The following is a 19,606-nucleotide window of genomic DNA, read 5'->3' as shown; positions in this document are numbered from 1 at the left end:
AACTTCGGCAGCCGTACCGACTAAAAATCTTCATTAATCGTTTCTTTGGTATTCGAAGTACCAAGGGCTCCCCACAATCCGTAAGGACTTTGCTTGCCACGTTGATCGTTGTGCTGGGCACTATACGGTACGATTGATTGATTACCGGCTTCGATTGAGCTGGTGATAAACTTGACCGCGCCATCACCCATCAAGATGTGCGCACCACCTTGATGCCGACTACTGGCTGGGAAAAAACCGTCCCAACTTTCGCGACGGCCGACACAATATCCGTTTGGCGGACGGATGGTGTTGAACCCAGTGTAATAAGGGACGCCATCGCACCATGCGGATCCACGACGTTGGTATTCGTAGTCGTTGCCGTAGTCAACGCCCCATACGTCGGATGTGGCGAGGTTCCAGAACTGCGGTCGTAGTGGATCGATTTTATCGGTGGTTTCCCAATAGTTTGCAGGACGACTCAGTGCACTGGTGTCGTGCAACATGTGATTGAAAATCTCACCTTTTCCGTCGCCAACAACAATTTCACCGGCTGCGATTGTGTTGGACAGCCCGTCGAGGATATCGCGGAAACGCTTAGAGTGTTTTCCCCAGAAGAAGCCGCGATCAAACGACTTTAACGTGGATTCGGACCACGGTTGCGTCGAAGTGTTTGGATTGCCATTGGCGTTGATTCCACAGTAGTGAAGTTCAGCGGTGGTGTCTCCTAGGCATGCAGCGTAGTTGGTATGCGCGATGTTCGTTTGGCCAGCAACCGTTGGATCACTGGGGCAACGATAGGTGGGAACTTGAGTTATCCATGGTAGGTAGTTGCGATCCCATGGACGTGGACCCATTGGGGCATAAGAAGGCGTTCGGGGAGTCCCATCACGATTCATTCCGAATGGATTGGAAATCGCTTCCCACATCGCTTGTTGCTCGATGAACGGTGTCAATCCGACCAGCCAGCTGAGTCGAAGACCATTCGAATTACCGCCTGAATCATAAGTTCCGCCGGTTTGCATCGGCAGCATATTGAAGGCACTGTGATAGTTGTGAAGCCCCAGCCCAATTTGTTTTACATTGTTGCTGCAACTCATTCTGCGTGCGGCTTCGCGGGCAGCTTGAACCGCTGGTAGTAGTAACCCAACCAAGACACCAATAATGGCAATGACGACAAGCAGCTCCACTAACGTGAAACCATGAACTTCACTCCGCTTACTAGATCTCATTACAACATCCTCTATATAAGTGGTAAAAGAAAAAATAATGCGACTGAATTGACGCATCGATTGCACTCGATTGTAACAGACTGCAACGGTGCTGATGTGATCCTTCGTAGTGAAAAAAGGGGGACAAAAGGGCGCAGCCAAAAAACATCACTCTTGTTGGGGGTGACGTTCTGGCTCGCGACCTTCACAAGCGTGGAAAACGGAAGAAGGTTCTTCTGATTGTGTGATTGTTAACAGCGGCTGGTTTCGTCAGGGAGCGATAACGCCCAAGCGACGTCTTTTCGCTCACCCGCGTAATACAACGTAATATTAGTGTGTGTTGCTTCGACTATGTGCGAACCTTGTCAGGTCGATGCAAACGCAAGTTGCTTCAAGCCAATGCGATACAACCCTGTCGTTTCGACCAAAGGGAACGCCGTTCGATGATGAAATATGCACGGTTTTGGGGTGGTCGGCAAATCCCCAAAGCGTTTCGCCACACAACGTTTGACTATGTCGATTCGTTTCTCGCGTGCAATTGGCTGAAGTCATGTACAGGCGGCTCAGCCAATAGCCAGCAGCACGAGAATACAGCTGCCATTGTCGATCACGTTGATGCCTGCTTCGCGCGCGGCCTCGCTTGCTTTGGCATCTTCTGCGCCGGGTTGCATCCAGACGTGTTTTATCCCCGCGTCAATCGCGTCGGCGATGACTCGCCGAGTTACCATCGGCGGCGTGATGATTGAAAGAGCTTCAGGAACGAGCGGCATTTCGGCGATTGCCGCGTATGCCTGATGACCTTCGATTTCGTCCTGAGCTGGGTTGAGGGGGTAAGTTTCGCGGCCAGCATCTAGCAAGGCACGGAATACTTTGTTGCCGTACTTGTGGCGATGATGCGACGCTCCGGCAACCGCGTAGGTGCGTGATGCGAGAAATTGATCGGTATTGCCGTTCTGCATTTCAGGTGCTTTTTTCGGGGCCAGCGGTGGTCTGTTGGTCTAGAGAATATTGTTACCGAAAAGGGCTTTTGGGCCAGCTCCTCGCCGGAAGGGAACTTCAACGCTCTAGCGAATGCTTTTCCAAAAAAAAGGGGACCCTCTAAACAGTTCAGGCTTCACACAAAAACCTAAGCTTTTTTCGTGGTGTCATCTTCTCTGGGCGGCCCATGCATCACTGGGCGGCCCATGCTTCATCGCTGGCAACCAGCAACGCGGAGACGAATGGATTCATCTTGCCTACGCCACTATTGATCCGAGACCATGAAGTATTCAAACGAAGCGAGACTATCCAATCCTTCCTGAACGAATCCAACACGGATAGACCTCGTCCATGGAGGAAGATCGCTTGCGTCGACATGCTCAACCCCTTCAGGAAACCGATTCCAATTTGCTCCGTCAGTCGACCAAAAGAAAGAAAATAGTCTTGCGTTAACCGCTTGGAACTTCAAATGAACTTTTTGGTTCGTATCGATACTACCGCAGACGGTTTCTTCTGCTTCACCGCGTCGAATGCTCTTCAGCTTGATTTGCTGATCTTCCACGCCCCACATGATCAAGTTCTCTGGATTGGCGTAGACACATAATCCATTGAAGCCCCCTGTGGCATCAACCATGGTGGTTTCGACGGAGTAATTGCCGACTCGGGTGTCTACACCTAAGAAAGTCAGCCCGTTGTTTTGGTTTTGAAGACCGAGTTGGCCTGCTTGCTGTGAAATCACAGGCTTCGATAAACCGACATCCCATTGCCAAGGAATCAAGTTTTCAACGGACTCGAAATCGTCTCGGAATAGGGAACGGCGAAGTTGTTGAGTGTTGCGAAGCGGAACGGGGGCTTGAACGGTCGGAATCGGGCCGTATCTGAAATAGGGCCAACCCGAAGCGTCGTCCCATAGCAGTTCATCAAGCATCCCTTGTCGGCCCACGTACTCAAAATCGTATCGATGATAGGCATGGTAGAGATAGAAGAATCGGCCGTCCGGGGTTGTCACCATTGTGCCGTGCCCCGAACACTTCCATAGGCCCCCGCCATGTAGGATCGATCCCGCTTCGTATTGTTCCCAATCTCCATGCAGGTCCTTTGTTCGCGCGACGCGAATGTTGTAATCGCACCGATTATCGCAGCAGCCTCCGACCGAATAGAAATGATAGTAGTAATCTCCATGCTTTAGGATGCATTGGCCTTCGTCTCCGGCTCCTTTCCATCCCTTGTCGTGGCGAGTGAGACTAAAGTGATCGCCGACAAGTGAAAGACCATCGCCGGATAACTCGGAGGCGAGAATTTCGATTTCGCGAGTAGGATTGAGCCCGTAGGCTTTCCACGATATGAATTTCTTTCCCTGATCGTCCTCGAAAATAAACGCATCAATGGCTTCCTTTCCCCACTCGATGATCACGCCGTGATCGACGAACCCTTCGCGAATGTCATTGGCTACTGCGACTCCGATGCACGAGACATTGTCGCTCTTCCGTTTCGCGGTGTAATAGACAAAGAATTTTCCATTTTCATAGAACAGCTCGGGAGCCCAGCATGATCCTGAAACCCATTCAGGAAGTTCATTGAATACGGAACCGATACGCCGCCAATTTGCAAGGTCAGTCGAGTGATAGAGCGGATAGGCTGGAACAAAGTCATGCGAAGTCCCACATGCGTAATAGTCAGATCCGACTCGAATGACCGTCGGATCCGGAAAGTCGCCGGCAATGACTGGGTTTCGGTAGGTTTGCTCGAAAGGTTGCGCAATCAAGGTTTGCGGAAGCATCACAACGAACGTGAAGCAAAGCCATTTTGCCAGCGGTGAAAACATTTCGTTTACCATTTTTGTAAAATTCTTCGAGCCTCAAAGAGGCACAGACTAGCATTTGTACTTCTCAATTTCGATGGATGGACGAGTTCGATGGATGGGCGAGTTCGATGGATGGGCGAGTTCGATGGATGGGCGAGTTCGATGGATGGGCGAGTTCGATGGATGGACGAGTTCGATGGATGGACGAGTCGCAGCTGCGAATTCGCTCGCCCTTTGTGGGGGATTCCGCTTACTGCTAGTTGCCGTCGCAGTGCGCAGGGGGGCTGCTTAGCGATTTGAATTTCCGGTTCAATGAGTTGTCTTCGTTTCCAAATGAAATCGTATGCAGTTGGGTGTTTGGCAGTCCTCGATAGCCGCGTTGAGTTTGTCGGGCCAACTTTGCTGATTGGTAAAGAGGACTTGTTCACTGCGCATCCTGTTCACTGCGCATCCTGTTCACTGCGCATCCTGTTCACTGCGCATCCTGTTCACTGCGCATCCTGTTCACTGCGCATGTAGACGCCCAGGAAAAACGTCCTGGCCCTTCGCCGGGACAAACCGCTTCGCTATTTCCAACTTGTTCGCCATTGACCCACAAATAGAATGCGCTTTCGACGCCTCCGAAGTGAATGAAAACTTCTCCTCCGCTGCAATCCGATGGCAATGCAAAATTACGACGATAGCTGCCAACCGGATTGCGATATTCGAAAGCGGTGTAGTGCTCTGGGGGCTCACCGGTTACCGTCGGCAAATCGCGGTGGAACGGATATCGTGTGTTGACGTAGAGCGGAGCACCAAACCCCAGAGTTTGCCAGCTGCTCGGTACCTTGATGTCACTCCAATCCGACACGTCAAACGCCTCTTGATAGAAATCCGTAGGTCGCAGGTCGTGACGCTTTGCATAATGAAACTTCCAAGTTCCATTGAGTAGCTTTACATTTGATGACTCTTGCCATCTCTTTTCCATGGCCTGAGACCGATCGGCAAATGGAAGGGAAAACACCCTGCCCGATTCTTTGTTGATACCGATTACACGTTCGTTTTCCCAATCCGCCTGCTTGTTTGCTGAATCAGCAGCGGTAGCAACAAACGAAGTGGCTATCAAACAAGCCAATAACGAAACGGAAAGTCGAGCAAACATAGCGGAATTCTATTGGTGCGGTGGGAGTGGGGGGCTGGTGCGTGCAAACGCGAGGAGGGCTGGTGCGTGCAAACGCGAGGAGGGCTGGTGCGTGCAAACGCGAGCGGGATTCTTTATGTAGGTGCCAAGTGTGTTATTCCAATGTTGTGTCGTAAACCAGACGCCAGCCTTTCGCCACAACTGCAATATTGTTTCATCCTTAATTGGCACGTTGGGCCTCAATCATTTTGTGATATTGGTAAAACTAACGTTGTTGAAGGTCGCCCAATGGTTGCCTTTTTCGTCTTGTAGAACTGGTCATGCCATCTTCGATATTTTGATACGAGAGATTCCTCAATGAAAAGAACAACGGAGCCCCGCGTGAGAAGCCTGCTCATTTGCACTGGAATCTTAATGATCGCGTCGGTGTGTTCGGCACAGCAGCCTCGAGAACGCATACGGTTGGATGATGAGTGGCAATTTGCGTTTGGGCATCCCTCGAATGCTAAGCAAGACTTCGAGTTCGGCACAGGTTACTTTTCCTATTTAGCAAAGGCCGGGTATGGCGACGGCGCGTCCGCGTTTGATTTTGATGATTCTGAATGGCGAACGATCAATTTGCCCCATGATTGGGCGGTTGAGGCACCGTTTGAGAACAATGGTAACCATAGTCAAGGATACAAGGCCGTCGGCCGCAATTTTCCTGAGCGAAGCGTCGGTTGGTATCGGAAAAAGTTTACCGTCCCCGAAACAGACAACGGGCGGCGCGTGGTTGTGGAATTTGACGGCGTGTTCCGAGATGCCAAAGTGTTTTGCAACGGTTTCTACTTGGGTACCGAGCCCAGTGGATATATCCCCTTCCGCTTTGACCTGACCGACTACCTAAACTTTGGTGGTGACAATGTTATCGCAGTACGTGTTGACGCCACGATGGAAGAGGGGCGGTCCGACGAACCGAGGCTTCATATCACTCCGAGTCATTGGAATTGGGCAGACCGAGAAGAACAGCTGATCCCGATTTGTGTCTATGCCAACACGGATGCGGTGGAACTATTTCTCAATGGTAAAACCCTTGGACGCAAGCCGATGCCGCACAATGGCTACGTGAATTGGAATGTCCCATTTGAATCTGGCCAGATCGAAGCGCGTAGTTTCAACAGCGATGGAGAAGTCGTTCTGACTAAGACGATTGAAACCGTTGGCGAACCCGTGCGTATCGAATTGGTTCCGCATCGTAACGCTATCACGGCCGATGGGCGTGACGTGAGTGTTGTGACCGTACGCACGCTAGATGATAACGGGCATTTTTCACCGACGGCGAACGATCTGATTGCGTTCAAAATGGAGGGCCCAGGACGGATCATCGGCGTCGGCAATGGCGATCCTTCGAGTCATGAGCCGGATAAGTTTATTGATCCCGCGTCCGTTTGGCAGCGTTCTCTTTTTCATGGTCTGGCGCAAGTGATCGTCCAGTCGAGCGGCGAACCAGGAGTGATCCGATTGTCCGCTTCGGGACCCGGGTTGCGCCCCACTGAGCTTGAGATTCAGGCGGATTGAAGATTGCATTGCATTTTGCACCGGCAAGAATGCTAACGATTGGTGGCCGCTTTTTTGGGGGGTCACGGATTGGGCGATGGATCGTTGGGCGATTGATCGATTGCGATCGGCACGTATCCAATTTCAAGTCCTTCGGGCGGCGAGACGATCAGTGCATCGTCCATCGCCACGAGCGTTCCTCTCGTTGGAAGGGGCATGTAGTCGCGATCAATCGGCCAAAGTCTATGAATTCGTTCCACCAACTTTTGCACTTTCTCTTTCTCTTTGGCGCTCCAGTTCAACGCTTGGATCGACGGTTGGTCGACGAATCGATACCATGCGTACGTGACAACCGAACCGTCCGTAAGCGCTGCCTTGAATGCCTCTGACTTTGGCCCCGGGTCTTTCCAAATACCCGAGTCGGGAGACCGGTAGCTTTGCGGGACGGACGTTGTACTAAAAGCCTGTTCAACGATCCCGGTTTCTTTTGGCACTTGTTCGGCTGTCGTCGCGATTCGGTGCGTTCCAACTTGTTTGTAATACTCGGGCAGGTTGCCGCGACCACGCGATGTTGTCCACTGCAGACCGAATGCCTGTTCGCCGGGGTTTCCAAAGATCTTGGTTTGCACCACCTGATCGATTTCGGTTAGCTTCACACGGTCGGGACCTTGTTGGAACGAGATTGGATTTGCAGTCAGTTTGGGCTTCCAAGATTTTTCTAAATCAAAGACGCCGGTTGGGGTAAACGCTTGCTTCGCGTAGAACGTGACGTCCTGCATCAGGATTGTTTCACCCCGATCGTTGATGGGAAATTGCAGCTGAGGGATTTTTGAGTACGTCGTTCCTGATTCATCGATCGATTCAAAATAGGGCACGGTGTTGACTTCCATCGCGCCGCTTCCCATCAAGCCTGGCCTGGCGTCCAGACCGCGTCCTGCGATCGTCTTGTAGCCGCGGGACAAACGACTCCATGTTTCAGGAATCCAAAAGGCAACAGGACCCTTGAAATTCGCGGTGTTAAGAAAGAGAGTCCAGCTTTGATCGCCTGTGGGTGTTTCGGGGCCCTGTTTGGATGACGTCATTGGTAACACCATCCAAGCGTTGCCGAGCACTTCTCCGTTTACATCTTTTGTAAACGTCATGCCATCGGGCGGAACCACGAGCCGGTTGCTAAGTTGAGCAATGCCCATTTCTTCGGACGTGAGTGAAACCGTTTTGCCGAATCCCCATCCCGGTGACGATATTTCGTGGTTGTAGCCATTGGGCGTGCCGTTCATCCGATACTTGGGCGTTGCCGAACGGAACCGTGTGGACCCCCAGTATCCAAGGCCGCCCTCGATGGTTTGAAACACGTTGCGATAATAGGGTCCGCGTTCATGCCAATTGTCGCGAGCGACGGTCCCAGGTGGACAGAGTGGTTGCTTGAAGTCGCGGTTGTCAGGGACGATCCACGTCGAAGGAAGTCCGATTTGAAAATGGGCGAGTGGGTCTTCAAGAAGCGGCCAAATACTAATGTAGAAGCTGGCGCCGTAGCCGTATCCAGGCGGTGGAGACTCAGCACGCATTGAGATGTAACCGTGAAAACCACCGCTCATCTGTGGCATGATTTTAACGCCATCTCTGACATACAAATCGTTCTGGAACGTGAACCCGATCACTTTGCCATCGCGTAACTTAAAATGAAATGCAGGCTGCCCTTGCTTGAAATAGGGATTGGATTCGTCTGTTTTGAGTATCCCATGTTCGAGCGAGGGAATGAGATTCCATGAGACGTTGGCTTTGTTGCGCCATCGTAGCGTTGTCACCGGATCCTTTGCCACTACTTCGATTGAACCGACATGCCAATCGTTTTCGTAGGGAAGACGCCGATACGTCCCTTGGATCGATTCTAGATCCACCGCGAAAACGGGTGTCAAAAGTCCCGCAGTAGAGAAAACCCAGACAGCGAGAATCAAGGTTTTTAACGTCAATAATCGCATGGTGGTTTGCCTGTTTGCGGTGACTATCAGGTTCCGGTGTTGGATTGGTCACAATGGCTGATCCAAGCATGCAATTCCGGTTTGAACCCAACGAGGGTTGCGTTTGCCACTAGAATACCCACGAGAAGGGAAAATGAGCGAATCATCTCCGCTAGCGCCAATCCACTTGCTCGCGATTCGAGCAAGTAATTTTGTATCAAAAGAATCATGCAAAAGCAATTTTTGGTAATTTTCGTCATCGTCGCTGCCTCGATGCTTGGCATGGAGTCGTTCGCCGAGGAATCGGTGACGGCCGAATCCGAGATACTGTTCGTTCGGCGCATCGGCCCATTGCTGCGTGAGAAATGTCTCGGTTGTCATGGGAACGATCCGGATGCGATCGAAGGATCGCTGGACGTCCGGTCGATGTCAGGATTGCTCGCAGGCGGAGACAGTGGCGAACCATCCATTGTGTCGGGAAAGTTTGACGACAGTCCGCTGTATTTGGCCGCGACACGCTTCAGCGACGATTGGTCCGAGATGCCCCCTAAGGAATCGGAACAACTGACCGCGGAACAATTGGCGTGGCTGCGAGATTGGATTGCTTCGGGCGCGGTGTGGCCGGATCAAACGCGAAGAAACGAGATCGAAAGCGAGTACGAAAAGGAGTGGTCGGTCGAGGACGGGACTGCGGTTAAAACGGCGGGTGGTTTGGATGTAGATTGGACCAACCGCAAGTACGATCCTGCCGGCTTGTGGGCCTACCAACCGGTAACTCGTCCTTCACTGCCTGCTAGCCCTGGTTCCGTAGAGGGAAAGGCGACGGTTGATCCAATCGACTTGCTGATTGAGCAAGCGTTGTCTGATGGAATAAAAGTCGCGCCGAGGGCTGATCGCAGAACGTTGATTCGACGGGCCACGTTTGACCTAACCGGTTTGCCTCCAACGCCACGTGAAGTCGAAGCGTTTTTGAGCGACCGCAGCCCGGACCGCGCCGCGTTTGCTCGAGTCGTCGATCGGTTGTTGGATTCACCGCACTATGGCGAGCGGATGGCACAACACTGGCTAGATGTTGTCCGCTACGCCGATTCGTCTGGTTTCGCCAATGACTTCGAACGTGGCAACGCTTGGCGATACCGAGATTACGTGATTCGATCATTCAATGACGACAAGCCGTATAACGAATTTATTCGCGAGCAAATTGCCGGTGATGAGATCGATCCAAACGATCCGGGAAAAGTGGTTGCCACTGGTTTTTTGCGAATGGGACCGTGGGAACTTACCGGAATGGAGGTTGCCAAGCTTGCCCGGCAAAGATTCCTTGATGACGTTACCAACAGCATTGGCGAAACGTTCCTGGGGCACTCTTTGCAGTGTGCTCGATGTCACGATCACAAGTTCGATCCCGTTCCGACGCGTGATTACTATTCCATTCAAGCTGTGTTCGCCACGACGCAGTTGGTCGATCGTCCGGCTGGATTTTTGCCACAAGAGAACACCGATGATTTTGGAGAAAAGGCGTATCTGTTGCAGGTCAAGCGACAACACTCTCGCACGACGGAGGAACTGAATGCCGTTCTGGTCAAGAATGCGGAAAACTGGTGGAAAGAAAACCACGGTTCGTCCGACGCGTGGCAAACAGCGATTGAACAAGCGAAACATAAGGGAAAGGGCCAATTGTTCACAGTGGCGAGGGAAATTTTGCGCAAGCAAGGCTTCACCGAAACGCAGCTTCCACCCAAGTTGGAATGCTTCACTCCCGAACAATTCGGGAAAGAGCGTGTCGCAGTAAAGGGTTTGCAGCGACTGACTTGGGAACTTGATCGCTATCGCCCGTTTGCACTTGCGGTTTACAACGGACATACGCCCAAGATGAGTTCGGTGACAAAGCCGATGCGGATGCCAGATGACGTGTCCAAGGGAGAGCTTGAGAGCACTTGCATCTTGAATGGTGGTGACCCATTCGCGCCGGGGGAAAATGTGATGCCCGATACATTGAGTGTTATCGATGAATACGTCAGCGCCGAAATTCCAGATTCGATCGATGGTCGTCGGAAGGCCTTTGCCGATTGGGTTGCCGACCCCGGAAACCCACTGACGACGCGGGTGATCGTCAACCGTTTGTGGCAGTGGCAATTTGGACGAGCGATTGCCGGTAATCCAAACAACTTCGGCTCCACGGGGGCCCGACCAACGCATCCTGTGTTGCTCGATTGGCTAGCTGCGACCTTTGTTGAGGACGATTGGTCGATCAAGACGATGAACCGGCGCATTGTGATGTCGGACGCTTATTGTCGTTCAACCCAATACAAGCGTGAACCTGGAATGGTTGAACCGGAATCAGTTGAACCGGAATCAGTTGAACCGGAATCGGTTGAACCGGGAATGGACCGAGACTCACTCGCCCATGCGTCACGTTTGTATGCCGTTTTTAAACCAAGACGCTTGAGCGCTGAGGAACTGCGCGATGCGATGTTGAAGTTGACGGGGGAACTGAACTCCGTCGTCGGCGGTATTCCATGTCGCCCTGAGATCAACCAAGAGGTTGCGTTGCAACCGCGTCAAGTGATGGGCTCTTTTGCTTCGGCGTGGGTCCCCAATCCACAACCGGAACGACGCAATCGACGTTCGATCTACGTTCTCAAACTACGTGGATTAGTGGACCCGTTGCTCGAAGTTTTCAATTCGCCATCGCCTGATTTTTCCTGTGAGCGACGGGAATCGTCGACGGTGACACCGCAAGTCTTCTCGCTTTTCAATGGGCAGAACACGCACACGCGGGCACTGTCCCTAGCGAATCGGGCAACCAACGAGACGGAAAACGATCATGAAGCCTTGGCATTGTGCTTTCGTTTGGCGTTAGCACGATCGCCGACGGTTGATGAAATGAGCGGCCTGCTAGCCCATTGGGACAAGATGACAGAATTGTTGCCGGTGAATGCCACTCCACCTGATCCGCAGCCACTGAAAGTGGTTCGCGAAGCAGTCGAAGAGAACACGGGTGAGCAATTTGTATTTGAAGAAGAGTTGTTTTCAAACCGCGACTATGTCCCGGATCGTCAGGCGTCCGACTGTGATCGTCGTACGCGAGCACTTGCCGACGTGTGTTTGGTGATCCTCAATTCAAACGAGTTTGTGTATCTGTATTGATCCAATGGGCGTTGGTGTCGGTGTGAAGATGACAAACCTGAGTTATCGTGAAAGAAGATGAACGTGAAAGAAGATGAACGTGAAAGAAGATGAACGTGAAAGAAGATGAACGTGAAAGAAGATGAACGATGGAAATTCCTAATATCAGTCGCCGCGATAGTCTGTTTCGCCTCGGCACGTCGCTTGGCAGCATTGCCTTTTCCTCACTTCTCGCCGAGGAAAATAGGGCCAATGCAAAAGAGAAGCCACTTGCCGCACGCGATGGCCATCTGGCTGCCAAAGCGAAGAATTGCATCTTTTTGATGATGGCAGGTGGGCCTTCCCACATCGACACCTTCGACCCTAAACCATCATTGAAGGACTTGCATCTCAAGGAGTTTGTTCGTGAAGGCAAACAGAAATCCGCAATGGAAAGCGGCAAGCGGTACTATGTGCAAAGTCCGTTCACGTTTCGCAAGCATGGTCAAAGCGGCGCGGATATCGCCGACAACTGGGTACACTTGGCGAAAGTGGCGGATGAGCTTTGTTTTTTTCGTGGTTGCCAAGTCGATAGTGTCAATCATCCCACAGCGATGTATCAGATGAATTGTGGCAATCGGTTTGGAGGTGATCCGGGCATCGGGGCATGGGTGACTTACGGACTTGGCACGATGAACCAAGACTTGCCGGGATTCCTCGTGCTACCCGACGTTTCGTATCCACAAGGTGGCGCGGCAAACTGGAGCAACGGATACTTGCCGGCCTTTTACCAAGGCACGCCGCTGCGACCAAAGGGCTCGCCGATTCTCGACTTAAAACCTCCGACTGGGGTGACACCCATTCGTCAACGCATGAACCTCGATTTGTTGGCTGAGATGAACCGGCGTCACGCTCAACAGCATCCCGAACATGATGATTTAGCGGCCCGTCTAGAAAGCTACGAATTGGCCTTTCGAATGCAGACCGAAGTGCCCGATGCAATTGATATTTCCAGCGAGGACCAGAAAACATTGTCGATGTACGGTATCGGTAACGATGCAACGGACGGCTTCGGCCGTAAGTGTTTGCTGGCACGCAAAATGGTCGAAAAGGGAGTCCGGTTCGTCCAGCTCTACAACGGAACGTGGGACAGCCACGATTATATCGAGCGCGCCCACGGTAATCTCGTCCGAGGCGTGGACCAACCGATCGCCGCATTGATTACGGACCTGAAACAACGTGGTTTGTTGGACAGCACTTTGATCGTTTGGTGTGGTGAGTTTGGACGGACGCCGGACAACGGTATTCGCGGTGGAGGTACGACTTATGGTCGAGACCACAATCCGAATGCGATGACGATTTGGTTATCGGGCGGTGGCTGTAACGCCGGCCACACGATTGGCGCCACGGATGAACTCGGAATGAAAGCCGTCGAAGAAGTCCATCACGTTCGTGATTTTCACGTTACGCTACTGCGTCTGCTTGGTCTCGATGACAATAAATTGACGTACTACCATGCTGGACGTTTCAAGCAGCTTAGCCAATTCGGTGGCAAGGTGATCGACGATCTAATCGCCTAAGGAACCTGATCATCAACCTCGTTGACGCATCGCAGTTGGTGAGCACCCAAAGTGTCGTGTGAACTGTTGGGTTAAGCTTGTACTGCTCGTGAATTCCATCTGGTATGCAAGCTGAGTGATGGACAGGTCGGACTCAAATAGCACTCGCTGGACTGCATCCATTCGAACTCGCCGAATGTGATCCGCGGGAGAACGACCGAGTCTCAGTCGGAATCGCTGCTCAAGCCACCGACGCGACACTGAAAACCGTGACAAAATATCGGCGACGCAGAGGTTTTGGTGTGAGTTTTCCTTGATGAATTGCAGCATCTCTTGCAACTCAGGAGCGTTTGTCGAATGGACATCGGTGGAATGACGTTGCCGAACATACAGCGGCGAAACCAGCTGTGGTTGTTTAGGAACCTTGCCGCCTTGCATCAGGCGATCCAATAGCTCCGCGGCTTGTTCCCCGATGGTTTCGCACGCCAATTGGATGCTAGACAGTTCGGGCGATGAAACCTTGCAAAGCAGTTCGTCATCGTCGCCAGCGAGAATGGCGACCTCGTCGGGAACATTGATTTCATTCCATTGGCACAACTCGGCAATATGTCGAGCTGGATAGGGATCCGCGGCAAAGATTGCGACCGGCCGCGGCAAACGCTCAAGCCAGTGTGCAACGGAGTCGTTGTCCATTTCCCAACCGCTTTTTCCGTCCGCTTCGGCAAATAGGTGGCAGCGAAACCCCGACTTTTCCACCACCTGCTGAAACGCCAACGCACGGTCAAACGAGTATCGGCCGATTGCCGGCGCGTAACATGCAAAATGTTTCAAACCACGTTCCCGAAGGTGGTCCAACGCCATCTGTGCACGTGCGTTGTCGTCCGTCGCAACACGACCAAGCCACGTGACTTTGGGCATCATGATCGACACGTCCACGGCGGGAATCGAAGCTCGTCGAAGATGGTTAGTCATGGAACGATCACGAAGCGACACCAGTGCTCCATCGCCAGTCCATCGTCTTGGTAGGCGGAGGCGATGTTGTTGGTCGCGCGGACAAATCAATAACTGCCAACCGGCGCGTCTTGCGTATGTCGCGATCGACGCAACAATTCGTCGCCCCCAGCTGTCGTCGGTCTCGATTAGAATGGCCACTCGGCGGCGTCCACGGTGCAATGGTAATTTGCCTTGATAAGAACTCAGGTTTAGTTTATGCGCAATATAGCAGGTCTTCTGCGCAGGTGCGCACGCGGTCAACACGCGGTCGGTCTAGAATAATGCTCTTTTGCAGTCCTTTTCGTGCATGCCGGTCAATCGGCTGCTTCCACAAAGACGCATGGAATTACTAGCTAGGGATGGAACATTTCCTTGAGCACGTTATCGCTCCAGCATCAAAAAATAGCGATCCTCACCGATGGCTATTCCACGCCTTTTCTCGCAAAGACGGCCATCAGTCTGCTGCGTTATCGTACCGATGATATTGCTGCGGTGATTGACAGAGCTGGTGCTGGTTCGACGGCGCAGGAACTGTTTGGAACCGGCGGTGATATTCCCGTGGTGAGTTCGTTGGATGATGTTGCCGAGGCCGACGCCGTTTACTTGGGCATTGCGCCACCGGGTGGGAAATTGCCGGAGGAGTGGAGGCCTTTGATTGTTGATGCACTCCGTCGCAAAATGGATGTTGTCTCAGGGTTGCATGATTTTTTGTGCGAAGACGCCGAGTATTTGCATACCGCAAACCAAGCGGGCGCTAAGCTAGTGGATGTTCGTCGCAATCGACATAAGTCAACCGCTATGGGTCGTCCCTTTCGACAAGGGGGCGTGCGGATCCATTCGGTGGGACACGACTGCAGCATTGGCAAGATGGTTACGACGCTTGAATTGCAGCGTGGCCTAGTGGCAGCCGGACAGGATGCCAAGTTTCTTGCTTCTGGTCAGACGGGGATCATGATCTCCGGCGAAGGTGTTCCGGTGGACTGCGTGGTTGCCGATTTTGTCAGCGGCGCCGCCGAGGAACTCGTTGCGGAGAACCAGCAGCACGACTTTTTGTTGATCGAAGGGCAAGGCAGCATCTCGCATCCGTCCTTCTCGGCAGTCACTCTCGGTTTGTTGCACGGCGTTGCCCCCGATGGTTTGGTGTTTTGTTACGAGGCGGGCCGGACACAGGTGAAGGGACTCGACAACATCGACATTCCAGAAATGAAAGCTCAGATCGATGCATACGAAACGATGGCGAATTTGCGGCATCGGTGCAAATTCATTGGCATCGCTGTGAATACGCGAAGGCTTGGCGATGAACAAGCGAAGGCTGAATTGGCACGCGTCGAATCGGAGTTTAACTTACCCGCATGCGACGTGTATCGAACAGGAAGCGAAAGGCTGGTGGCCGCGTGCATTGCGCTTCGTGAACAGGTCGTTTCGCAATGAAGATGACGCTCTATCAATTGGATCTTCCGCTCGCTCATGAGTTCACGATTGCTCGTGAGTCCATTTCCGTACAGCGATCATTGATTGTGGAACTTGAACATGAGGGAATCTCTGGTTTTGGCGAAGTGACTGAAAACCGATTCTATGGCCATACACTCGGCTCAATATCTGCATCGCTGGAAAAGACACAACATTTGCTGGGAAAGTGTCTTGAGCGGTCCCCAGAAGACCTTTGGAATGTCTTGAAAGTTGCCGTTGGTTTCGATAGGTTCGCGCTATCGGCAATCGACATCGCTCTGCACGACTTGAGGGGCAAGCGGCTTGGTGTTCCGACGTGGAAGGATTGGGGTTTTCGGTGGAAAGATACCGTGCAGTCGAGCTACACGATTGGAATTGATGCGATTGATAAGATGATCGCTAAGCTTGCCGAGCAATCGGGTTGGAGCATCTACAAAATCAAACTCGGCACGGACAACGATGTTCAGATCGTTCGCCAATTGCGAAAGCATACTGATGCTGTGTTTCGGGTCGACGCCAATTGTGGATGGACGGCACAGGAAACGATTGACAATTCGAAAGTCTTGGCCGATTTGGGCGTCGAGTTCATCGAACAGCCGCTGCCGATTGGAGCTTGCCGAGATGACAAATTGCGTGTTTTTAATGAATCCGCGTTGCCGATCGTCGCCGACGAGGATTGCCAAGTGAGCGAAGACGTTGTTCGATGCGTTGGACTTTTTCACGGCATTAACGTGAAAGTATGTAAATGTGGCGGACTGACACCCGCACTGGCAATGCTCCGTCAAGCACGCCGATTGGGCATGAAAACGATGGTCGGCTGCATGGTTGAAAGTTCAGTCGGCATCAGCGCGGCTGCTCAATTATTGCCGTTACTCGACTATGCTGATTTCGATGGAGCCCTCTTGCTTCGTGACGATCCGGCAACAGGAGTTGTCGTTGACAAGGGACTCGTTCGACTCTCGTCGTATCCAGGTTGTGGGGCCGTTCTTGATCGAATCCGCGCCGCTTCCTTCTGTATTGCAGAGGCGGACACGACTACCACGAACATTGTTGACCGAAACAATTTAAGGGACGGTGGCAGGTCATAGAGTCAATCGTTCGGCGCAATCGCAAAATCATCTTTGAGCCTACGAAGTAGTTGGATAACACCACTATTCGTCAAATTCGACTTAGGGGAAAGAACAAGTCGCTCTGTTGAGTTGGTACATTGGTCCTGTCGGCGCGGAAACGCGTGCCTGCATTTGCGACGTGTTGAATGAACCAATGGATTTAGAATTGGAAAAGGCCCGGGTAGCATATGAGTCGCGTTTTTTTTCTTTGTCTCGTCCTCAGCGTTCCGTATGCTCAAGCCGCTGAGCGTCCCAATGTGGTATTTGTTGCCATCGACGATTTGAATGACTGGGTGGGATGTCTCGACGGGCATCCGCAAATCCAGACGCCCAATATCGATCGGCTGGCACAGCGGAGCGTGAACTTCACGAATGCTCATTGCCAAGCACCAATATGCAATCCATCTCGGACCAGCATGTTGCTCGGCAAGTTGCCTTCGACCACCGGTCACTACTTTTTGGCTCCCGGATTTCGCGATGTCCAAGTGACCAAGGATGCTGAGACGTTGTTCCAGTGTTTCCGCCGACATGGTTACCGAGCCGAAACGATGGGCAAGGTGTTTCATGGCGTTGCGGATGAAGCTTCGTTCGATCATGTCGAACGCTCTAGTGGTGTTCGGCGACAAAAGGAAAAGCTGCGTTACCGCCAACCGGGATCGCATCCGAGTTGGGATTGGGGGCAGGTCGAGATTGCTGATGAAGATCAGCGTGATTACCACACTGCGGCCTGGGCGGTCGATAGAATTCCCCCGTTAGGGATGACCGAAGAACCCTTTTTCCTGGCGATCGGATTCCACCTTCCGCACGTGCCGATCTACGCAACGAAGAAGTGGTTCGATCTTTATCCCATCGATAATCTCGTGATGCCGACTGTGCTGGAAAATGACCTGGATGATGTTCCGCCAATTGCGATCGATTTGAGTCTCAACCCGACCGCACCACGGTACGAATGGATGGCCCAAAGCGGTGAGGATGTGCACGCGGTTCGCGCGTATCTTGCAGCGATCTCTTTCGTGGATCATCTCGTCGGCATGGTGCTTGATTCGGTCGAAGCGGCAGGGTTGGGGAAAAACACGATCGTGGTGCTGTTCAGTGATCATGGTTTTCACCTCGGTGAAAAGAAAAAGTGGGCCAAACGAAGTCTTTGGGAACGTACGACTCGAGTGCCGCTGCTTATCGCCGGTCCGGGAATTACAAGTGGAGACCGATGCGGAGCTCCGGTAGGATTGATTGACGTTTTTCCGACGCTACTTGATCTATGTGGGCTGCCTGAAAAAGTAGGTCTCGATGGGCAAAGCCTCCGTCCTCTACTCGAGGACGTTGATTCCCCGTGGCAGCATCCTGCGATCTGCACGTTTGGACCGGGCAATCATTCAATCCATTCTCGCCACTACCACTACATCCACTACCGCGACGGGTCAGAAGAATTCTATGACCATCGAAATGATTTTCACGAACACCAAAATCTTGCCAAAGACGCGGTATGTGAGGAGCTCATTTCGGAGCATCGGAAATGGTTACCTGGCAACGACGCCCCGATGGTTCCGGGTAGTCGCGGCTCCGATTCGCCGTTGTACGGAGAATCGAACGGGTTGCAGAAGGCGATGAAGCGATGAGTATGATGAATTGGGTCGTCGAAGAAGTTACGCTAATACCAACGCGTGGAAGCAGAACGAGCTGAAAACGGACACCACAGTCACAACGATGAGATAAGCGATCGTACGTTTCGGCCCCAGCCCAATAAGCCATGTGCCGATGGCTAGCTCTGCCCCAGTCAATAGGATCGACAACCACATCGACTCGTGAAAGTTATGGCCGAACCAACCGACGATGAGTGCCGAGGGAAGCAGCATCGGAAACCCCGCAGCCATAAACAAAAGCGCTTGTAAGATATTGTCAAGTTCGTCGTAGCTGATGATCCAAACAAACGGTAGAGACATGCACGCTAAGAGTGTGGATGCGGGCCATCGATGTTGTGGGTTTCGTGCAAAAAACCAGGCGAAGTGAATAAACGCACCTCCGCACAACACGCTGGCAGCAATCATTGGGAATTTAAGCAGCGCCGCAATGCAGATAGCGGTGGCCGCTGTCAGAGCGAGCAGGGTGCGAACGTGAAACCGTAACGGGCGTCTGTTCTCTGCCTCCGGTGCATCAGACTTAATGGGCAATAATGGCAGCGTTAGGCAAATGGCCACGCCGCCGATTATCATCCCCAACGCGAACTGGCCGATCAAGGGCGATGGCCGGCTTTGATCCGAGCCAGTCCATTCGTAGAACCCCGGAATGATCAACCCCAACAACAAGCTAACCCCGATGAAAGCCGGGTAAATTGAAGTTCGTGAACGCAGTTTTGAGAATGTCATAATTCATCCTTGGCCCACATAGGTTGAGCCCGCATTTGCCAGCGTAGTGCGCCAATTTCAGCAGAATGTCTAAATTTTCAATGACAAATGCATTGGGAACTATGCCTCCAAATAAGTGCTTCGTCTGCGAAACCGAAATTGCGAAACCATCCTTTAGCATAATGTCTCCCAAACCTTTGTATTCAACGCGGCCTGGTATTCAACGAGACATTGTAAGGTCGTGGCGGCGTTTTCCCCAAAACCTGATCCATCAGCTATGAGAGTGTACCGGCCGAAAATGGCCGAGGAGACGCTTGAAATGACGAAGTCGCGAAAACGACGAAAGCCTAAACAGATCGTAAGCCTGAATTGATCGAAAGCCTGAACAGATCGTGAAGGCACTTGCTGAAGGCGAAGCCAGGTGGGGTGCGAGTTGAATTGCGAATCCAGATAGTTACAA

The 19,606-nt window shown here is 52.3% G+C and carries 14 protein-coding genes; 7 read left to right on the top strand and 7 right to left on the bottom strand.

Going from position 1 to position 19,606, the window contains the following annotated elements; translation table 11 throughout:
* Positions 1 to 20: 20 nt before the first annotated feature.
* From CA13_RS07290 to CA13_RS07280, 3 genes are all read right to left on the bottom strand, one after another.
* Complete coding sequence (locus CA13_RS07290) at positions 21 to 1,211, bottom strand: DUF1559 domain-containing protein (RefSeq protein ID WP_146395275.1); 1,191 nt, start codon at positions 1,209 to 1,211, stop codon at positions 21 to 23.
* A 542-nt stretch (positions 1,212 to 1,753) separates the two neighbouring features.
* Positions 1,754 to 2,149, bottom strand: coding sequence for a CoA-binding protein (locus CA13_RS07285; RefSeq protein ID WP_146395274.1), 396 nt, complete (start codon positions 2,147 to 2,149; stop codon positions 1,754 to 1,756).
* Between the two features lie 284 nt (positions 2,150 to 2,433).
* Entirely contained in the window at positions 2,434 to 4,005 is a 1,572-nt protein-coding gene (locus CA13_RS07280; RefSeq protein ID WP_146395273.1) for a glycoside hydrolase family 43 protein, read from the bottom strand.
* An 82-nt stretch (positions 4,006 to 4,087) separates the two neighbouring features.
* On the opposite strand from CA13_RS07280, the gene CA13_RS07275 reads away from it, so the two are divergent.
* A complete protein-coding gene (locus CA13_RS07275; RefSeq protein WP_419194036.1) occupies positions 4,088 to 4,264 on the top strand; it encodes a hypothetical protein in 177 nt (58 codons plus the stop codon).
* 180 nt (positions 4,265 to 4,444) lie between these two features.
* Here the strand turns inward: CA13_RS07275 and CA13_RS07270 are convergent, their stop codons facing one another.
* Positions 4,445 to 5,113 carry a sugar-binding domain-containing protein gene (locus tag CA13_RS07270; protein ID WP_146395271.1) on the bottom strand — a complete coding sequence of 223 codons (669 nt, stop codon included), beginning with the start codon at positions 5,111 to 5,113 and terminating at the stop codon, positions 4,445 to 4,447.
* Between the two features lie 360 nt (positions 5,114 to 5,473).
* On the opposite strand from CA13_RS07270, the gene CA13_RS07265 reads away from it, so the two are divergent.
* Positions 5,474 to 6,649: a DUF4982 domain-containing protein gene (locus CA13_RS07265; RefSeq protein ID WP_146395270.1), complete on the top strand. Its 1,176-nt coding sequence runs from the start codon at positions 5,474 to 5,476 to the stop codon at positions 6,647 to 6,649.
* Between the two features lie 62 nt (positions 6,650 to 6,711).
* On the opposite strand, the gene CA13_RS07260 is transcribed toward CA13_RS07265, so the two are convergent.
* On the bottom strand, positions 6,712 to 8,607 hold the full coding sequence (locus CA13_RS07260) for a hypothetical protein (protein ID WP_146395269.1): 1,896 nt from the start codon (positions 8,605 to 8,607) through the stop codon (positions 6,712 to 6,714).
* A 207-nt stretch (positions 8,608 to 8,814) separates the two neighbouring features.
* Between CA13_RS07260 and CA13_RS07255 the strand changes: the two genes are divergently transcribed.
* Positions 8,815 to 11,736 (top strand): PSD1 and planctomycete cytochrome C domain-containing protein, encoded by a 2,922-nt coding sequence (locus CA13_RS07255; protein WP_146395268.1) that lies wholly within the window; start codon positions 8,815 to 8,817, stop codon positions 11,734 to 11,736.
* Positions 11,737 to 11,864: 128 nt separating this feature from the next.
* Complete coding sequence (locus CA13_RS07250; protein WP_146395267.1) at positions 11,865 to 13,274, top strand: DUF1501 domain-containing protein; 1,410 nt, start codon at positions 11,865 to 11,867, stop codon at positions 13,272 to 13,274.
* A 12-nt stretch (positions 13,275 to 13,286) separates the two neighbouring features.
* Here the strand turns inward: CA13_RS07250 and CA13_RS07245 are convergent, their stop codons facing one another.
* Positions 13,287 to 14,225 (bottom strand): substrate-binding domain-containing protein, encoded by a 939-nt coding sequence (locus tag CA13_RS07245; protein ID WP_146395266.1) that lies wholly within the window; start codon positions 14,223 to 14,225, stop codon positions 13,287 to 13,289.
* Positions 14,226 to 14,618: 393 nt separating this feature from the next.
* On the opposite strand from CA13_RS07245, the gene CA13_RS07240 reads away from it, so the two are divergent.
* The 3 genes from CA13_RS07240 (at position 14,619) to CA13_RS07230 (ending at position 18,420) form a co-directional block, all read left to right on the top strand.
* Positions 14,619 to 15,677, top strand: a complete 1,059-nt coding sequence (locus CA13_RS07240; protein ID WP_146395265.1) for an N-acetyltransferase DgcN family protein — start codon at positions 14,619 to 14,621, stop codon at positions 15,675 to 15,677.
* Complete coding sequence (locus tag CA13_RS07235; RefSeq protein WP_146395264.1) at positions 15,674 to 16,783, top strand: dipeptide epimerase; 1,110 nt, start codon at positions 15,674 to 15,676, stop codon at positions 16,781 to 16,783. The genes CA13_RS07240 and CA13_RS07235 overlap by 4 nt, the downstream gene beginning before the upstream one ends.
* 209 nt (positions 16,784 to 16,992) lie before the next feature.
* Positions 16,993 to 18,420: a sulfatase gene (locus CA13_RS07230; RefSeq protein ID WP_146395263.1), complete on the top strand. Its 1,428-nt coding sequence runs from the start codon at positions 16,993 to 16,995 to the stop codon at positions 18,418 to 18,420.
* Positions 18,421 to 18,447: 27 nt separating this feature from the next.
* Here the strand turns inward: CA13_RS07230 and CA13_RS07225 are convergent, their stop codons facing one another.
* Positions 18,448 to 19,167: a hypothetical protein gene (locus CA13_RS07225; protein WP_146395262.1), complete on the bottom strand. Its 720-nt coding sequence runs from the start codon at positions 19,165 to 19,167 to the stop codon at positions 18,448 to 18,450.
* Positions 19,168 to 19,606 lie beyond the last annotated feature (439 nt).

Source organism: Novipirellula herctigrandis (assembly GCA_007859835.1).
Classification (GTDB): Bacteria; Planctomycetota; Planctomycetia; order Pirellulales; family Pirellulaceae; genus Novipirellula_A; species Novipirellula_A herctigrandis.
This window is presented reverse-complemented; position numbering and strand designations above follow the sequence as displayed.

What these genes read in the sequence shown, in the direction of transcription:
- CA13_RS07235 (WP_146395264.1), top strand. Translation starts at nt 15,674, where the DNA reads ATGAAGATGACGCTCTATCAATTGGATCTTCCGCTCGCTCATGAGTTC.
- CA13_RS07230 (WP_146395263.1), top strand. Translation starts at nt 16,993, where the DNA reads ATGAGTCGCGTTTTTTTTCTTTGTCTCGTCCTCAGCGTTCCGTATGCT.
- CA13_RS07275 (WP_419194036.1), top strand. Translation starts at nt 4,088, where the DNA reads ATGGGCGAGTTCGATGGATGGGCGAGTTCGATGGATGGGCGAGTTCGA.
- CA13_RS07290 (WP_146395275.1), bottom strand. Translation starts at nt 1,211, where the DNA reads ATGAGATCTAGTAAGCGGAGTGAAGTTCATGGTTTCACGTTAGTGGAG.
- CA13_RS07270 (WP_146395271.1), bottom strand. Translation starts at nt 5,113, where the DNA reads ATGTTTGCTCGACTTTCCGTTTCGTTATTGGCTTGTTTGATAGCCACT.
- CA13_RS07285 (WP_146395274.1), bottom strand. Translation starts at nt 2,149, where the DNA reads ATGCAGAACGGCAATACCGATCAATTTCTCGCATCACGCACCTACGCG.
- CA13_RS07260 (WP_146395269.1), bottom strand. Translation starts at nt 8,607, where the DNA reads ATGCGATTATTGACGTTAAAAACCTTGATTCTCGCTGTCTGGGTTTTC.
- CA13_RS07280 (WP_146395273.1), bottom strand. Translation starts at nt 4,005, where the DNA reads ATGGTAAACGAAATGTTTTCACCGCTGGCAAAATGGCTTTGCTTCACG.
- CA13_RS07255 (WP_146395268.1), top strand. Translation starts at nt 8,815, where the DNA reads ATGCAAAAGCAATTTTTGGTAATTTTCGTCATCGTCGCTGCCTCGATG.
- CA13_RS07225 (WP_146395262.1), bottom strand. Translation starts at nt 19,167, where the DNA reads ATGACATTCTCAAAACTGCGTTCACGAACTTCAATTTACCCGGCTTTC.
- CA13_RS07245 (WP_146395266.1), bottom strand. Translation starts at nt 14,225, where the DNA reads ATGACTAACCATCTTCGACGAGCTTCGATTCCCGCCGTGGACGTGTCG.
- CA13_RS07250 (WP_146395267.1), top strand. Translation starts at nt 11,865, where the DNA reads ATGGAAATTCCTAATATCAGTCGCCGCGATAGTCTGTTTCGCCTCGGC.